Below are 14,147 nucleotides of genomic sequence, written 5' to 3'. Positions count from 1 at the left end.
GACACCCGGCGGCTCTGCGCGCTGAAGTGAAGGCGAGGCGGATCCTGCCGGGGGTTCCTACCAACCCCCCCACCGCCACCAGCCAGCGCCCACCCGCCCCCAGCACCAGCGCCGCGGCGCTGCCCCACCACAAGGCCGCCCGGCTGTTCAGCAGCAGGCGGCGCAGCAGCACCAGCGACCCGCCGACCCCCACCACCAGCACCAGGCTCTGGCAGAAGGCAATCACGTGGTGATCGGCGCTCCAGCTGGGCAGAGGCCGCTGGAAAGTGACCGGCAGCAACCGGCCCGCTTCCGCCATTCCCACCGGCAGATGCCGCGCCAGCAGCAAGGCCCAGAGAAAGGGCAGCAGGCCATAAAGCCCGAGGCGCAGGCGCCGGGCGGCCCGGGCCGGCGGCGTCAGCCAGCTCCCGAGCCGAAGCGCGACCAGGGCCAGGGCCGAGGGCAGCGCCAGGGCCAGGGTGGCGAAGGCCAGACGCGGCAGCAGGGGACCCTCCTGCAGGCTGTCGGGGGCCAGGGGCAGTCCCCCCAGCAGGCGATCCCAGAACTTCAGGCAGACGCCGCCGGCCAGCACCAGAATCAGACCTGCCTCACCGTCGGGTGGGGTCATCTCCCGCTGTAAATCAGCGGCGGGAGGCCGCAGGCTCAGTTGCACGGAGCGGTGCGGGCAGGCCTGGGCGCAGGTGAGGCAGAGAACACAGTTGCGATTGTCCTCAAGGTGGGCCGGGTGGGTGCCGAGCGGGCAACCAGCTGTGGCCAGGCCCTCCCCGTCGGCGGGACCGCCTTTGAAGCAGGCATACGTGCTGCAGCTGCCGCTGCAGGTGCCCACCTGGGCGCGCAGCTCCAGCACAGAAAGCTTGGCAAACAGGCCGTTCATCCCCCCCACCGGGCAGAGATAACGGCACCAGAAGCGCTTCTCGAAGCGCAGGGAACCGATCACGGCGCCGGCGGTGATCAGCAGCAAGAGGCAACTGCTCAGGCGGGCGCTGTTCTCCAGATTCGCCAGCTCCTCCCAGAGCAGGATCGCGGCGAAGCCGGCGGCCAGGGCCGGCGCAGCCCAGCGGTCGGTCTCCCCCCTCGGCCAGCGGGAGGGCTGCCAGCCCAGGGCAGCGGCCAGCTTCTGGCTGATCTCGCCCCAGACCATGAACGGGCAGAAGGAGCACCAGAGGCGGCCCACCAGGGGATACCCCAGCAGGATCAGGGGCCACCACCACGCCCAGAACAGGTTCAGCATCCCGTTGTGGGCACGGTCCTGGGGACCCAGCCACAGCCACAGATTCACCAGCACGAACACCCAGCTCACCAGACCAAAGAGCAGGGCGTTCCACAGCCGTGGTGAGCGCATCCGCAGACGCAGGGACGGCTTCCAGCGCCACAGATCGAAGCGCGGGCGGATCTGACGGGAGGGGAGCCAGAAGACCTCTTCCGGAAGCTCCGGTGGCGGCTCGCCTTCAGCCGGAACCGGCAGCTGGCGCAGGGCCCGCTCCACCAGATCCTCAAGCTCGCGCACATTGCCGGGGAAGTCACGGGTCTGCAGGCGCCGGATCAGCTCCATGCCCACCACCGGCGCCACCGGCCAGCCCAGGGCCCTGCTCTTGAGACGCAGGTCGTAGCGCAGCCAGTCGCCCAGGTCCTGGCGCCGGACCCTGAGCGGCGGCACCCGGATCAGCGTGCAGACGCGCTCAAAGCCGGGCACCACCGCCTCGGTGGTGAAGAACACCCTGCCGGTGAAGTGGTGGGGGGCTTCGGCTGGATCCGGGGCCTGCCAGCGGCCGCTGCTGGCCAGCTCCAGCAGGGCAGGCAGCAACTGGGGATCGACCCGATCGAGCTTGTCGATCAGCAGGGCACCCACCTCGGGATTCTCCAGAAAGGAGGCCTCACCGCCACGGCCGGCGGCACCGAAGAGCTCTACGCCATCGCCCCGCAGCAGCGCGCCGTCGAGCCGAACCATCAGCTGCCGCCTGGCAGGGGAGCCGAAGTGGATCAGGGCGGCGATGTTGTCCTTCTCCAGCCCCGGTTCGCCGCTGATCAGCAGCGGGCCGCCGAGCGGATCCTGGGAGGCCGTACGCACCGCCTCGCGCAAAGCGCTGGCATAACGGCTGTCGCCGACGATGCCGCGACGGGCGCGGCCCACCAGATGGGGCGCCAGACGGAGCAGGCTGTCGGCCACTGGCGCTTCCTGCTGGTGAGGCTCCATTCTGCGGCGAGGATTTACACCGCACCCATCCCATGACCCTGACTCTTTACGGAGGAGCCCGCTCGCGGGCCTCGATGCCGCGCTGGTATCTGGCCGAAAAGGAGATTCCCTACACCTGGCGCCTGCTCGACATGCAGGCTGGAGAGCACCGGCAGGAGGCCTTCCTGGCCCTCAATCCCTTCGGCAAGGTGCCGGCCCTGGAGGACACCAGCGCCGAGGCCCCTCTGGGCGGACCCCTGCGCCTGTTCGAGAGCGGCGCGATCCTGCTCTACCTCGCTGATCGTTACAGCCAGGAGTTCACCAGCCCCGAGCAACGGGCCCTGGCCGAGCAGTGGGTGCTGTTCGCCAATGCCACCCTGGCCACGGCCCTGTTCGTGGAGTCGGCCCGGGAGCGGGAGTTTCCACGGCTGATGGCCGCTCTCGACCAACTCCTGGCCAAAGGGAGCCCCTTGATCGGTGAGGCCTGGGGTGTGGCCGACTGCGCCGTGAACGCTCACCTGGCTTACCTGCCGATCTTTTTCCCCCAACTCGATCTGAGCCCTTACCCGGCGGTTCAGGCCACGATCGAGGCCACCCGCGCCCGGCCCGCCTACCAGGCGGCGATGGCCACAGACTGAGCGCACGCGGCGATGGCGGATCAACCCCTTGATCGGGCCCCCTTCGACTGGCGGGGGCAGCGGCTGGAGCTGCTGGCAGCCAAGGCCCTCTGGGATCCCCGGCAGGAGCTGCTGCTGCTGGCCGACCTGCACCTGGGCAAGGCCGAAACCTTCCAGAGCCACGGCATCGCCCTGCCCAGCGACGGGGATGCCGGCACCCTCAACGCTCTGCTGGCCCTGGCCCACCGCTGGCGGCCCCGGGAGGTGGTGGTGCTGGGCGATCTGATCCACAGCCGCATCGGCCTCACCACCGAGCTGCGCCAGAAGCTCAGAGCCCTGCCCCAGCTGCTGGGCTGCCCCTTGAGGCTGATCGGCGGCAACCACGAACGTGGCAGCTGGATTGAGGGACTGCCCCAGGAGCCGGCCACGGCCCGGGGGGGACTCTGGCTCAGCCATGGCCCCGAAGACCTGCCCCCCGCCGGGTCTGCCGATCTTCTGCACGTCTGCGGTCACCTGCACCCGGTGGCGCTGATCGGCGACCGCAGCGACCGACTGCGCCTGCCCTGCTTCAGCTACAACCCCGGAGGCGGGCGGCTGGTGCTGCCCTCCTTCGGGCAGCTCACCGGCGGACAGCCCTGCGATCCGCGCGAGCAGGTCTGGCTGGTGGCTGACGGGGCGATCGTGCCCTGGCAGGAGCTCAGCCCTCGGCCGCCAGGGCGCGCACCACGTCGCCGCGGGTGAGCACCCCCACCACGGTCTCGCCCTCACGCACGAACAGCCTCTGGGTGGAGCGGTCGTGCAGCAGCTTGGCGGCTGCCGCCAGCGTCACCTCGGCGCTGCAGCTGTGGGGATGGCGGCTCATCACATCGCCCACCGTGTTGCCGAGCACCTGGTGCACCTGCTTGTCCCAGTCGAGGGGATTGCGCAGGTAGATGACGGCGTCGAGCAGCATCACGTAGGGGCCGGCATCAAAGCCGCTCTCCCGCACCATCAGATCCTGCTCACTCAGTTCTGCGATCAGGGCCCCCTGCTCATCGAGCACGGGCAGGCCGCTGATGTGGTGATCACTCATCAGCTTCACCGCCTCCTGCAGCGGCGTGGTCGGTGTCACCGACAGCACGGGTGTGGACATCGCGTCGGCCACCCGTACGGTTCCTGGGGTGTCGGGGGTCATCGGTGCAGAGCGTCTGCAAGGGTTCTAGGCCAGCGTGGGGGCTCGCCCAGGCCCCGCCGCCATGACCCCTTCAACACCTGAATCCGCTGGCGGGCGGCCCGCCGTTCCCCTGGCTCGCCGCCTGGCCGACGCACTCACTGTGGCCAGGGCTTTCCTGGGACTGCCCCTGTTGCTGGCCCTCGGTGCCGGTCAGGCGGGGCTGGGCTGGGCATTGCTGCTGCTGGGCGGCTTCAGCGACTGGGCCGACGGCTGGCTGGCCCGGCGCTCGGGCGGCGGCTCGGTCTGGGGGGCACGGCTCGACCCGCTCACCGACAAGATCCTGATCAGTGCCCCCCTGCTCTGGCTGGCCAGGGAGGGGACCCTGCCCCTCTGGGCGGTGTGGCTGCTGCTGGCGCGGGAGCTGCTGATCTCCGGCTGGCGGGCCGGCCAGGCCAGCGGCGCTCCGGCCTCAGCCGCCGGCAAGGCGAAGACCGTGCTCCAGTTCGCCGCCCTGCTGCTGCTGCTCTGGCCGCTCACCTGGCCCCTGGCCAACGGTCTGCGCAGCCTGGGCTGGTGGCTGTTCTGGCCCTCGCTGCTGCTGGCGCTCAGTTCAGGCGCCAGCTACCTGCGGGCGGGCCTCAGCCGGCCAGCAGAGCCTGATCGGAGCTGAAGTCGGGGGTGGTGGCTCCGCGCAGGGCGTAATCATTGCTGTAGCTGTCGGCCAGGCCGGCTTCGAGATCGAAGGCGGGCGACCAGGCCAGCTCCCTCTGGACCCGGTGGATGTCGGTGAGGAAATGGGCCAGGCGCAGGGGGAAAGCCTTGCGGGCTTTCTTATCGAGCCCAGAAGGATCGAAACTGCGGATCTCCACGGCCTCGGGCTCGACGCCGCAGGCCTTTGCCGCGGCGGCCACCAGGCCCCGGAAGGTGACGCCCTTGGCGCCACTGCAGTTGTAGATGCGGTTGGCCGCGGCCTCCACATCCAGGCAGAGGGCCATCGCCGTGGCCAGATCATTCACATGGCCCAACTGGGTGATGGTGGTGCCATCGCCGGGCAGGGGAACCGGCTGGCCGTGGACGATCCGATCGAAGAACCAGCTCTCCACCGGGTTGTAGTTGCCGGGTCCGTAGATGTAGGTGGGGCGGAAGCTGGTGAAGGGAATCGCCTGCTGGCGCAGCCAAGCTTCGGTGTCGAGCTTGCCGGCATGGCGGCTGGCGGGGTCGGTTGTGGCCTCCTCATCCAGGGGCCAGAGATCGCCGTGTGCATAGACGCCGGCTGCGCTCACGTACACGAAGCGATAGCTCGGTGCTCCGGTGCGCTCCACCACGGCCTGACTGTCGGCGCAGCTGCGGCCACTGGAGTCGATGATCACGTCGAAGGCGCGGCCGCGCAGCGGCTCGAGGGCAGCGGGGTCGGTGCGGTCGCCAGAGAGATGCTCCACCCCCTCGGGCAGGGGCTGGCGGCCACGGGTGAAGAGGGTGAGCTCGTGCCCGGCGGCGAGCAGCTGAGCCACCAGCGGCTTGCCGATGAAACGGGTTCCACCCATCACCAGGATCTGCACGGTCATTCAGCGGGGAGGGCGCCATTCAAGCGGCCGGGGAGGCTGCCGCTGCGATGCTGAACGCCGAGGATCGCCCGTCAGACCATGCCCCGCTGGACCGAGCTGCTGCGCTCCGTCAACAACCTCAAGCTGCTGGCGGCCATTGGCCGCAGCGGCGGCGACCTGCACTCAGTGGCCGATCTGGTCGACAACATGCTCGAGAGCCCGCAGATGGACGCCTGCGTGCGCCGTTTCCGCGCCGTGCCGGGGGGCGCCGAGATGATGGACCAGCGCTACCCGCCCCTGCAGCCGGACATCGAGCGCATGATCCAGATGCCGCAAGGCAGCCTCGGCCGCGGATACGCCCGGCTGATCCGCGAGCTCAACTACGACCCTGAATTCTTCCGGCCCCGCCCGATCGACACCGAGGCGCGCTGGCTGACCCAGCGGATCGCCACCACCCACGACATCCACCACGTGGTGACGGGTTTCGGCACAGGCCCCGTGGGAGAGAACGGTGTGCTGATGATCACCGCCAACCAGATCGGCTTCCCTGCCTACGTGCTGCTCAACAGCGCCGCCCAACTGAACAGTTTCCGCCAGCAGAGCCCGCATGGCGCTGTTCCGCTCGATTTCGAGCAGCTCAGCGCCGCCCTGGCCCAGGCGATGGCCATCGCACGCTCGGCCTCCTGCCTGGCGGCGGTGCGCTTGGAGGAGGACTGGGAGCGGCCGGTTCATAGCTGGCGCGAGGAGCGGGGAATCCGGGAGCCGGTCGATCTCGACCCCTATGGGCTGGGTACAATCGTGCAGGTGTAGGGACAGCTATCACCCCTTGATCTCAACGGCCAAACCGCCAATCCCCACACCAATCGCTCCGCTGGGTTGCGGGGTGTCTGTAAGCCCACCTTGTGATCCTCTCGTGGCGCTCAGCCTCGTCGAGAGCAACCTTTTCTGAAGGGGGATAACGGCGGCAACTACCCAGGGATGGGAGAGAACTGGAATCCCCATGCCAGCCCTTCCAGAAGCGGCAGTTTCCACAGCACTGATTTTCTCGCCTCACGACATACTTTCCCTTACCGAATTAAGAGCAGTAGCCCAGGAAACCAGGCCCACGTCCAGGCATTGATCCCTGACGACTCAGCGTCCGACCCTGACCCCACGAATCGAGCCCATCAATCCGAAAACGTTGAGAAGCCAGACGACTACGGCAACCACGACAACGATATTCAAGATCATCCTGATCTTATGATCCATTGGTATGTAGTTATTGACGAGCCACAACAGCACTCCAACAACCACGAGCGTAACGATGAATGAAATGAGATCCATCAGGAAACCCTCAGTTTTTGATGAAAGGGGAAGAGGCAAACTGCCAACGAGCGGCAGCTGTTGAAGCGATCCATTGGCCTACTCTGCCACTCCATACTATCATTCCTAAGGCCATCAAAAGAAAGGCCACCCACAGGAATTCATACGAAAAAGCAATCAAAGATCAGGAATCGCCTTGATACGGGAATCCGCTGTCAAGGCCAACTCCGATTCACCTCCCACCGATCAGATTCCCCTCCTCCCACTGAGAAGACGAAAGATGATAATGATTACAGCAATCACCAGCAATAAGTGAATCAAGCCTCCCAAGGACGTGGAGGTAACCAAGCCAACCAACCACAGAACGACCAGCACAACAACGATCGTTTCCAGCATGATGATTTTGCGAGTGATGTTTTAAAGCGAGGGTCATGGACGCACCCCACCAGAATGGTGGACCGCCTGCGGCCTGGATGCCGTCCAAGAATCGATCAGTTGAGGTTGTCGGCAAGTCGATCCGCCGCATCAGCGACAGTCTTCGCCGCTGATGCGGCCCCCGCCTTCAGATCTTCTGCCACATTCATGGCTGATCCCTGCACCTGCTTTGCCTTGCCCTGAATCTGGTGTCCGGTATCACCAGTCAGTTCGCCATAGGCGGACTCAAGACGGCCTTCCGTCTCTTTTGCTTGTGCATCTAGTCGATTGGACATGGTACTCAGTGCGATTGGACTGAAGGAACAAAGATCTGACGCTGCCCAGGTGAGCCCAAGGGGGCCTCCCGAGGGTGTTCCAACCCAAGGTCTAGGCATGCCGCCGTCCTGCAACCGCATCACCGTCCTCTCCTCCTCAACTCCACCGCTCGCAACGGCTCAAAGTCCAGGCGCTGCAGGACGTCTGGGTCGATTATCGATTTATTGCCCGCCTGACTGCTCGGGACAAAATCCCCGGGAACTGGCAGGGCTATTGGCCCGATGGCCTGCTACGCCATCGCTGAGGGATGACCGAGCCAGCAGGATGGCAAAAACCCGAGACTGAACTAAAATCTCAGGATCGCAGCATAGATGCCAGCTCAACAGCAAGAATATGCGTCTCAATGCAGGCTGCCAACTTCTCTTTGAGGCATCCGCTCCTTCTTCGCTGATCGTGATGCTGCGACCTCGCAGTGGCCCTGGACAAAGGGTTGTACGAGAGGCGAATGAAGTCAAGCCGGATACTGTCGCCACAGATTTCGTTGACATCAATGGCAATCTCTGCCAGCGTCTTCTGATCGCTCCAGGCTGCTTTCAAATCGAAAATACAGTCACAGTCGAAACCGCTGATCGAATTGACATCGCACCAGGAGCCGCTTTTGTTCCTGTGCACGAGCTGCCTGAATACGCTCTGCCGTTTTTGTTGCCAAGCCGTTACTGTCAGTCCGATTTGCTGAGTGACTTAGCACGTACGATTGTTGCCGGCCATGAGTTTGCCTATGACCAGGCCGAAGCAATAAGCGGCTGGATTCACGCCAATGTTGAGTATCGCTATGGCACAAGCAACGCCTCAACATCTGCGTTGGAAACCGTCAGCACACGAGTCGGCGTCTGTCGTGACTTTGTCCATCTAGGAATTGCTTTGTGCCGCAGCCTCAGCATTCCTGCTCGCATGGTGGTGGGCTATCTTTACAAGCTTGAGCCAATGGATCTCCACGCCTGGTTTGAGGTCTTCGTCGGAGGTCGATGGTATATTTTTGATCCCACACAGGCCCTGCCAAAGGGAAATCGGATCGCGATTGCCTATGGCAAGGATGCAGCAGATGTTGCCCTGGCCAACGAGTTTGGACCCGTCAACCTCACTGGGATGAAGGTATGGGTTGAGGCTGCACAACAATGAGACGTTGCCATGCTGATCTCCATGCCCAACACCAACACCGAAGCCATCAGCCGCCGACTGAGGCTCTGAATCAGATGAAAGCGGGCAGCGAGAACGCGAGCGGACACTCACAGACGGCCTTCAAGGCCCCGATGCAGGAACGCTCAAGCAGTAGCCAGACCTGGCAAGCCGCCAGGAATGGACGCCACCCAGCGAGGATGTGCGACGACCACGGCTGCAACCGCCCCGCCATGCAGATCATCCCCGCCATCGACCTGCTCGACGGCCACTGCGTGCGCCTGCACCAGGGCGACTATGACCAGGTCACCCGCTTCAGCGACGATCCGGTGGCCCAGGCCCTCTCCTGGCAGGAGCAGGGAGCCGAACGACTGCACCTGGTGGACCTCGACGGGGCCCGCAGCGGGCTGCCCGTCAACGATGCCGTGGTGCGCGCCATCACCGCCGCCCTCACGATCCCCGTGCAACTCGGGGGCGGAGTGCGCACGGCGGAGCGGGCCGACGACCTGCTGGCCTGCGGCCTCGATCGCGTCATCCTCGGCACCGTGGCGATCGAGCAGCCGGAGCTGGTGCGGCAGCTGGCGGCCCGCCATCCCGGCAGCATCGTCGTGGGCATCGATGCCCGCAACGGCCTGGTGGCCACCCGCGGCTGGATTGAGGACAGCCGAACCGTGGCCACCGAGCTGGCCGCCAGCTTCGAGGGCAGCGGCGTGGCGGCGATCATCAGCACCGACATCGCCACCGACGGCACGCTGGCCGGACCCAACCTGGAGGCCCTGCGGGCCATGGCCGGAGCCACTTCCCTCCCGGTGATCGCCTCCGGCGGCGTGGGCTCGGTCACCGACCTGCTGGCCCTGCTCAGCCTGGCCCCGCTGGGGGTCGAGGGAGTGATCGTGGGCCGCGCTCTCTACGACGGCAGTGTCGACCTGGGCGAAGCTCTGCAGGCGGTGGGATCCGCGCGACTGCAGGACCCCATCGATGCCTCACTCTGCTGATCGAAAGGAGCTCACCCCTGCTTGTAGCCAGCTGATCGATCCCTCCCCTTAACATAAGGATTACTCCCGATCTTGCCGTCGTCTCCGTGTCCGTCGCCGTCACCACCACAGCCGTGCCGGTGAGCTCCGGAGAAACCCGATCACTCGGCGGAGAGCCGGCTGGGGCTGCCGGTGAGAGCGCTCAGCTGGATTCGACCCCGTCCGACCTGCGCGCCACGGTGGCCCAGGCGTTCCGACGTTGCCGCGATCTGGGCATGCGCCTGAGCCGCCAGCGGCGGATGGTGCTGGAGCTGCTCTGGAGTGATCGGCGTCACCTCAGCGCCCGCGACATCTTCGAGCGCCTCAATGCCCAGGGCCGCAACATCGGCCACACCTCCGTCTACCAGAACCTCGAAGCCCTGCAATCCGCTGGTGTGATCGAGTGCCTCGATCGCGCCAGTGGCCGGCTCTACGGCTACCGCAGCGATCCCCACAGCCACCTCACCTGCCTGCAAAGCGGCGAGATCGAGGACCTCGACGTGGTCTTACCCGAAGAGCTGGTGCAACAGATCGAGGATCTCACCGGCTACAGCATCGAGTCGTACACCCTCCAGCTCTACGGACGCCGCCGGCCCTGATCCGATCCTGGCCCTGGAGTTTCTCGCGCGCGCTCGTTACCTTGAGCCCATGTACCGGACCGGCGCGTGACTGAGCCTGCGGCCGCCCCTGGGGCTGCCGGGACCCCCGGGTCCCAGGTGCTGCTGCTGGCCCAGCCCCTGCTGCGTCAGGGACTGGGCCGCTTGCTCGCGGAGGCGAGCCCCCCCTGCCGGGTGGCGGGCGAACCGTCTGAGCTCGAAGGCGCCCCGCAGCTGGTGATCTGGAGCCTGGAGGCTCCGATCCATCCCGGCAACCTGCTGCTGGAGCTGGAGCGGCTGGAGCAGCGCTGGCTGCCGGCGCCCCTGCTTCTGCTGATTCCCGCCCGGCCCGGCTGCAGCAGCGAGTGGCTGCTTCAGCTTCCGGCCGCCGGACTGCTGCAGGAGCCCGAGCCGGAAGCCTTGCTGGAGGCCGTGGGCACACTGCTTCAAGGAGGGCGGGTGGTGGCCCTGGACGGGGAAGGCAGCTCCGGCGTGAATGCCAACTCGGGCGGCGTCTGGGGAGCTGGAACGATGGGGCTCGGCCAGTGGCTGCTGATCAGCGGCCTGCAGCAGATCGATCAGGAGCTGGAGCTCGGCCGCCGGCTGCTGGACCCTCCTCCCGCCAACCTGCTGCTGCAGCTGATCCTGGAAGGCCGGCAGCGGGAACTGCGCTCCGCTCGGACCGTGCTGATCTGGCTGTGGGGGCCGGCGTCGATGGCCTGGGGGGCCACGGGTCTGCCCCCGGAGCCAAGGCCCCCCGCGCAGGAGCCCCGCCCCCCCAGCGGCGGCAGCACCGCCATCACCCTTCGGCAACGCACCGCCGTGGCTGTGTGGGAGGCGATTCATCAACGGCTGAGCCAGGCCAGCCAGGGCCCCCTGCTGCGCCAGGGCAGCGCCGAGCTGTTCGCCCTGGAGGGACTGAGCCAGGAGCGGCGGCGGGATCTGTTCCTGGCCCTGCTGGCCCAGCTTGATCAGCTGTTGCGACAGCTTCGCCAGGAGCGCCTGCACGGCGACGACCTGCAGGGCCGCTGGCAGAACCTGCAGCCGGAACTGCGCCGCCAGGCCCTGCGCCAGATGGCTGGTCCCTACGTCCAATTGCCCCAACAGGGGGCCCTGCTGCCGGTGGCCGACACCCTCTCCAGCCAGGGGAGCTTCGAGCTCGACGACCCTGATCTCCCCCCCAGCCAGCCGATGCTGGCGGCCTTGATCTCCGCCCAGCCCCTGCTGGTGGACGGTCGCCTGCTGGCTCCCGACGAACCCCAGGCCCTGCTTTATCTCGAAGCCCTGGTGAGCAACTGGGTGATCCGCAGCGCCGAGCGCATCAGCGCCGATGTGCTCGCCAGTTGCGGCGACTGGCCGGAACTGCGCCGCTACCTGCTGGTGAAGGAGCTGATCGCCACCCGCAGCCTGGAGCGCCTGCGCAACCAGCTCAATGCCCAGCAGCGTTGGAGCGAGTGGTTCGAGAAGCCAATCCAGCTCTACGAAAGCCAGCGGCGGCTCTACCGCCTCGAGGAGGGGGGAACGATCTGCCCGCTGCTGCTCACCGAACCCCGCGACGAGGAACTGCGCCAGCTGGGTTGGCTGCAGCAGAGCGTCACCCTGGCCCTGGAGGCCCGTGATGCCCTGGCACCCCAGCTGCGGGCCCTGCTGCAGCGCGCCGGCGATCTGATCGTGGTGGTGCTCACCCAGGTGATCGGTCGTGCCATCGGCCTGGTGGGGCGAGGGATCCTCCAGGGGCTCGGGCGAGGCATCAGCAGGCCCTGAGGGTCACAATGGCCCCAGCCCATCTGGTGTTCGGTTGCGCCTTCCTGCACGCATCGGCTTCCAAGCCGGTCCCCTCTCCGCCCTCAGAGCCGGTCTGCTCAGCCTGATCCTTGGCGCCTGGCTGCTGCTGGCCCCGGCGTCTCCAGCGGCGGCGGCTCTCACCACCAACAGCTACGACGGCAACATCTATTCGCTCTATGCCGGCAATGGCTCGCTGGTGCCGCCACGCAGCAGCCTGGCTCAGGCCCTGGCCGACCACCGGCCCGTGGTTCTGATCTTCTATCTCGATGACAGCGCTGACAGCAAGCAGTTCTCCCCCGTGGTCTCGGAGCTGCAGCGGCTGTGGGGATCGAGGGTCGAGATCATTCCGCTCACCACCGATCAGCTCCAGAACCGGCCCGACGAGGGCAGCAGCGACCCCGCCCACTACTGGAAGGGTCTGATCCCCCAGGTGGTGGTGCTCGATCCCGCCGGCCGCGTGGTGTTCGACGGCAAGGGGCAGGTAAACACTGAATCCATCAGCTCCGCCCTGAGCAAGGCCACCGGACTCAATCCCGCCGGCAGCGCCAACACCAGCGCCACCCGCAGCTTCAATGAGCTGAACAGCGAAGTGGTGCCCGCAGGCTGATGACCATCCAGCCGGTAGCCCCCACACGCCGCGAAAGCGACAGCCTCGGTGCCATTGAGGTGCCAGCGGAGCACTACTGGGGGGCCCAGACCCAACGCTCGATACGTAATTTCCCTTTCGGTGCGGCAATGCCGCTGGCGGTGGTGCAGGCCTTCGGCCAACTCAAGGCGGCCTGCGCCGAGGTGAACCAAGCCGAAGGAAAGCTCGCGCCGAAGCTGGCGGCGCTGATCGTGGTCGCCGCCGAGGAGGTGGCGAGCGGGACTCTGGATGAGGAGTTCCCGCTGAAGGTCTGGCAGACGGGCTCGGGCACCCAGACCAACATGAACGTCAACGAGGTGATCGCCAACCGGGCGATCGAGGCCGCTGGCGGCAGGCTGGGCAGCAAGGCGCCGGTCCACCCCAATGACCACGTCAACCTGAGCCAGTCGGGTAACGACACTTTCCCCACCGCCCTGCACGTTGCGGTGGTGCTAGAACTGGAGAGGCGGTTGATTCCGGCCGTGGAGGCGCTGATCACCGCCCTGCATGCCAAGGCGGAAAGGTTTGCAGGGATCATCAAGATCGGCCGCACCCATCTGCAGGATGCTGTACCGCTCAGCCTGGGCCAGGAGTTCGGCGGCTATGTGGCCCAGCTGGAGCTGGGGCTGAACAGTCTGCGCCACACGCTGCCCCAGGTGCACCAGCTGGCGATCGGCGGCACGGCGGTGGGCACCGGTCTCAATGCCCCCCCAGGCTTCGGCGAGAAGGTGGCGGCACGGCTGGCCGAACGGATCGGTCTGCCGTTCAGCAGCGCACCGAACAAGTTCCAGGCCCTGGCGGGCCATGAACCCCTGGCGGCAGCCCATGGCGCCCTCACGGTGCTGGCCGGCAGCCTGCTGAAGATCGCCAACGACATCCGCTGGCTCGGCAGCGGACCCCGATGTGGGCTGGGCGAGTTGAGCTTGCCGGAGAACGAACCTGGCTCCTCGATCATGCCGGGCAAGGTGAATCCCACCCAGTGCGAAAGCCTCACCATGGTGGCCCTGCAGGTAATGGGTAACAACAGCGCTGTGCAGATGGCGGCCAGCCAGGGCAACTTCGAGCTCAATGTGTTCAAGCCACTGATCGCCCACAACGTGCTGGAAAGCATCGAGCTGCTCACCGGCGGCTGCACCAGCTTCCGCGAGCACTGCATCGAAGGGCTCGAGGCCAACGAGAGTCGCATCGAAGAACTGCTCGATCAGAGCCTGATGCTGGTGACGGCCCTCACCCCGGCGATCGGCTACGACCGCGCCTGCGCTATCGCCAAACACGCCCACGAGCACCGGCTGAGCCTCAAGGAAGCGGCCCTGGTGCTTGGCGAGATCAACGCCGAGGAGTTCGACCAATGGGTGAAGCCGGAGGCGATGGTGTGAACCACTGTTGCGGGTCAGGAATTGTCAGAATGAAGGAGTGACTGGGCAATCAAGACTGCAACAACACGAAGACTCTGGCTGCCGAGCATCAGTTGAT

16 protein-coding genes are annotated in these 14,147 nt (G+C 66.4%); 10 read left to right on the top strand and 6 right to left on the bottom strand.

Going from position 1 to position 14,147, the window contains the following annotated elements:
- On the bottom strand, positions 1-2,194 hold a 2,194-nt coding region (locus KBY78_RS02570), incomplete at its 3' end, for a 4Fe-4S binding protein (RefSeq protein ID WP_255142197.1).
- Between the two features lie 32 nt (positions 2,195-2,226).
- Here KBY78_RS02570 and KBY78_RS02565 point away from each other — a divergent pair.
- A complete protein-coding gene (locus KBY78_RS02565) occupies positions 2,227-2,811 on the top strand; it encodes a glutathione S-transferase family protein (RefSeq protein ID WP_255142196.1) in 585 nt (194 codons plus the stop codon).
- 12 nt (positions 2,812-2,823) lie between these two features.
- Positions 2,824-3,531 carry a ligase-associated DNA damage response endonuclease PdeM gene (gene pdeM, locus KBY78_RS02560; protein WP_255142194.1) on the top strand — a complete coding sequence of 236 codons (708 nt, stop codon included), beginning with the start codon at positions 2,824-2,826 and terminating at the stop codon, positions 3,529-3,531.
- On the opposite strand, the gene KBY78_RS02555 is transcribed toward pdeM, so the two are convergent.
- Positions 3,488-3,922, bottom strand: coding sequence for a CBS domain-containing protein (locus KBY78_RS02555; RefSeq protein ID WP_006170682.1), 435 nt, complete (start codon positions 3,920-3,922; stop codon positions 3,488-3,490). The genes pdeM and KBY78_RS02555 overlap by 44 nt on opposite strands.
- 103 nt (positions 3,923-4,025) lie before the next feature.
- On the opposite strand from KBY78_RS02555, the gene KBY78_RS02550 reads away from it, so the two are divergent.
- The gene (locus KBY78_RS02550; RefSeq protein ID WP_006170681.1) at positions 4,026-4,613 is read left to right on the top strand and encodes a CDP-alcohol phosphatidyltransferase family protein; all 588 of its coding nucleotides are present in this window, start codon (positions 4,026-4,028) and stop codon (positions 4,611-4,613) included.
- On the opposite strand, the gene KBY78_RS02545 is transcribed toward KBY78_RS02550, so the two are convergent.
- Positions 4,582-5,502: an NAD-dependent epimerase/dehydratase family protein gene (locus tag KBY78_RS02545; RefSeq protein WP_255142199.1), complete on the bottom strand. Its 921-nt coding sequence runs from the start codon at positions 5,500-5,502 to the stop codon at positions 4,582-4,584. The two genes, KBY78_RS02550 and KBY78_RS02545, sit on opposite strands and share 32 nt — an antisense overlap.
- Positions 5,503-5,586: 84 nt before the next feature.
- On the opposite strand from KBY78_RS02545, the gene KBY78_RS02540 reads away from it, so the two are divergent.
- The gene (locus KBY78_RS02540) at positions 5,587-6,297 is read left to right on the top strand and encodes a Coq4 family protein (protein ID WP_255142193.1); all 711 of its coding nucleotides are present in this window, start codon (positions 5,587-5,589) and stop codon (positions 6,295-6,297) included.
- 321 nt (positions 6,298-6,618) lie between these two features.
- On the opposite strand, the gene KBY78_RS16240 is transcribed toward KBY78_RS02540, so the two are convergent.
- From KBY78_RS16240 to KBY78_RS02530, 3 genes are all read right to left on the bottom strand, one after another.
- Entirely contained in the window at positions 6,619-6,810 is a 192-nt protein-coding gene (locus tag KBY78_RS16240) for a Thivi_2564 family membrane protein (RefSeq protein ID WP_315856628.1), read from the bottom strand.
- Positions 6,811-7,035: 225 nt separating this feature from the next.
- Entirely contained in the window at positions 7,036-7,185 is a 150-nt protein-coding gene (locus tag KBY78_RS02535) for a lmo0937 family membrane protein (RefSeq protein ID WP_255142192.1), read from the bottom strand.
- 95 nt (positions 7,186-7,280) lie between these two features.
- Positions 7,281-7,499 carry a CsbD family protein gene (locus tag KBY78_RS02530; RefSeq protein WP_255142191.1) on the bottom strand — a complete coding sequence of 73 codons (219 nt, stop codon included), beginning with the start codon at positions 7,497-7,499 and terminating at the stop codon, positions 7,281-7,283.
- Between the two features lie 436 nt (positions 7,500-7,935).
- Between KBY78_RS02530 and KBY78_RS02525 the strand changes: the two genes are divergently transcribed.
- The 6 genes from KBY78_RS02525 to fumC all read left to right on the top strand — a co-directional run bounded on the left by KBY78_RS02525 (position 7,936) and on the right by fumC (position 14,050).
- Positions 7,936-8,658, top strand: coding sequence for a transglutaminase family protein (locus tag KBY78_RS02525; protein WP_255142190.1), 723 nt, complete (start codon positions 7,936-7,938; stop codon positions 8,656-8,658).
- 230 nt (positions 8,659-8,888) lie between these two features.
- Positions 8,889-9,650: a 1-(5-phosphoribosyl)-5-[(5-phosphoribosylamino)methylideneamino]imidazole-4-carboxamide isomerase gene (gene hisA, locus KBY78_RS02520; protein ID WP_255142189.1), complete on the top strand. Its 762-nt coding sequence runs from the start codon at positions 8,889-8,891 to the stop codon at positions 9,648-9,650.
- Positions 9,651-9,904: 254 nt separating this feature from the next.
- Positions 9,905-10,267, top strand: a complete 363-nt coding sequence (locus KBY78_RS02515) for a Fur family transcriptional regulator (RefSeq protein ID WP_156776658.1) — start codon at positions 9,905-9,907, stop codon at positions 10,265-10,267.
- Between the two features lie 66 nt (positions 10,268-10,333).
- A complete protein-coding gene (locus tag KBY78_RS02510; RefSeq protein WP_255142188.1) occupies positions 10,334-12,028 on the top strand; it encodes a DUF3685 domain-containing protein in 1,695 nt (564 codons plus the stop codon).
- 34 nt (positions 12,029-12,062) lie between these two features.
- Complete coding sequence (locus KBY78_RS02505; protein WP_255142187.1) at positions 12,063-12,656, top strand: thylakoid membrane photosystem I accumulation factor; 594 nt, start codon at positions 12,063-12,065, stop codon at positions 12,654-12,656.
- Positions 12,656-14,050 (top strand): class II fumarate hydratase, encoded by a 1,395-nt coding sequence (gene fumC, locus KBY78_RS02500; protein WP_255142186.1) that lies wholly within the window; start codon positions 12,656-12,658, stop codon positions 14,048-14,050. The genes KBY78_RS02505 and fumC overlap by 1 nt, the downstream gene beginning before the upstream one ends.
- Positions 14,051-14,147: the final 97 nt, after the last annotated feature.

Source organism: Synechococcus sp. EJ6-Ellesmere, assembly GCF_024345875.1.
GTDB classification, from domain to species: domain Bacteria; phylum Cyanobacteriota; class Cyanobacteriia; order PCC-6307; family Cyanobiaceae; genus Regnicoccus_A; species Regnicoccus_A antarcticus.
This window is presented reverse-complemented; position numbering and strand designations above follow the sequence as displayed.

Excerpts from the sequence above, each read along its gene's own strand:
- KBY78_RS02565 (WP_255142196.1), top strand. The coding sequence starts at position 2,227 with ATGACCCTGACTCTTTACGGAGGAGCCCGCTCGCGGGCCTCGATGCCG.
- pdeM (WP_255142194.1), top strand. The coding sequence starts at position 2,824 with ATGGCGGATCAACCCCTTGATCGGGCCCCCTTCGACTGGCGGGGGCAG.
- KBY78_RS02555 (WP_006170682.1), bottom strand. The coding sequence starts at position 3,922 with ATGTCCACACCCGTGCTGTCGGTGACACCGACCACGCCGCTGCAGGAG.
- KBY78_RS02550 (WP_006170681.1), top strand. The coding sequence starts at position 4,026 with ATGACCCCTTCAACACCTGAATCCGCTGGCGGGCGGCCCGCCGTTCCC.
- KBY78_RS02540 (WP_255142193.1), top strand. The coding sequence starts at position 5,587 with ATGCCCCGCTGGACCGAGCTGCTGCGCTCCGTCAACAACCTCAAGCTG.
- KBY78_RS16240 (WP_315856628.1), bottom strand. The coding sequence starts at position 6,810 with ATGGATCTCATTTCATTCATCGTTACGCTCGTGGTTGTTGGAGTGCTG.
- KBY78_RS02535 (WP_255142192.1), bottom strand. The coding sequence starts at position 7,185 with ATGCTGGAAACGATCGTTGTTGTGCTGGTCGTTCTGTGGTTGGTTGGC.
- KBY78_RS02530 (WP_255142191.1), bottom strand. The coding sequence starts at position 7,499 with ATGTCCAATCGACTAGATGCACAAGCAAAAGAGACGGAAGGCCGTCTT.
- KBY78_RS02525 (WP_255142190.1), top strand. The coding sequence starts at position 7,936 with ATGCTGCGACCTCGCAGTGGCCCTGGACAAAGGGTTGTACGAGAGGCG.
- hisA (WP_255142189.1), top strand. The coding sequence starts at position 8,889 with ATGCAGATCATCCCCGCCATCGACCTGCTCGACGGCCACTGCGTGCGC.
- KBY78_RS02515 (WP_156776658.1), top strand. The coding sequence starts at position 9,905 with ATGCGCCTGAGCCGCCAGCGGCGGATGGTGCTGGAGCTGCTCTGGAGT.
- fumC (WP_255142186.1), top strand. The coding sequence starts at position 12,656 with ATGACCATCCAGCCGGTAGCCCCCACACGCCGCGAAAGCGACAGCCTC.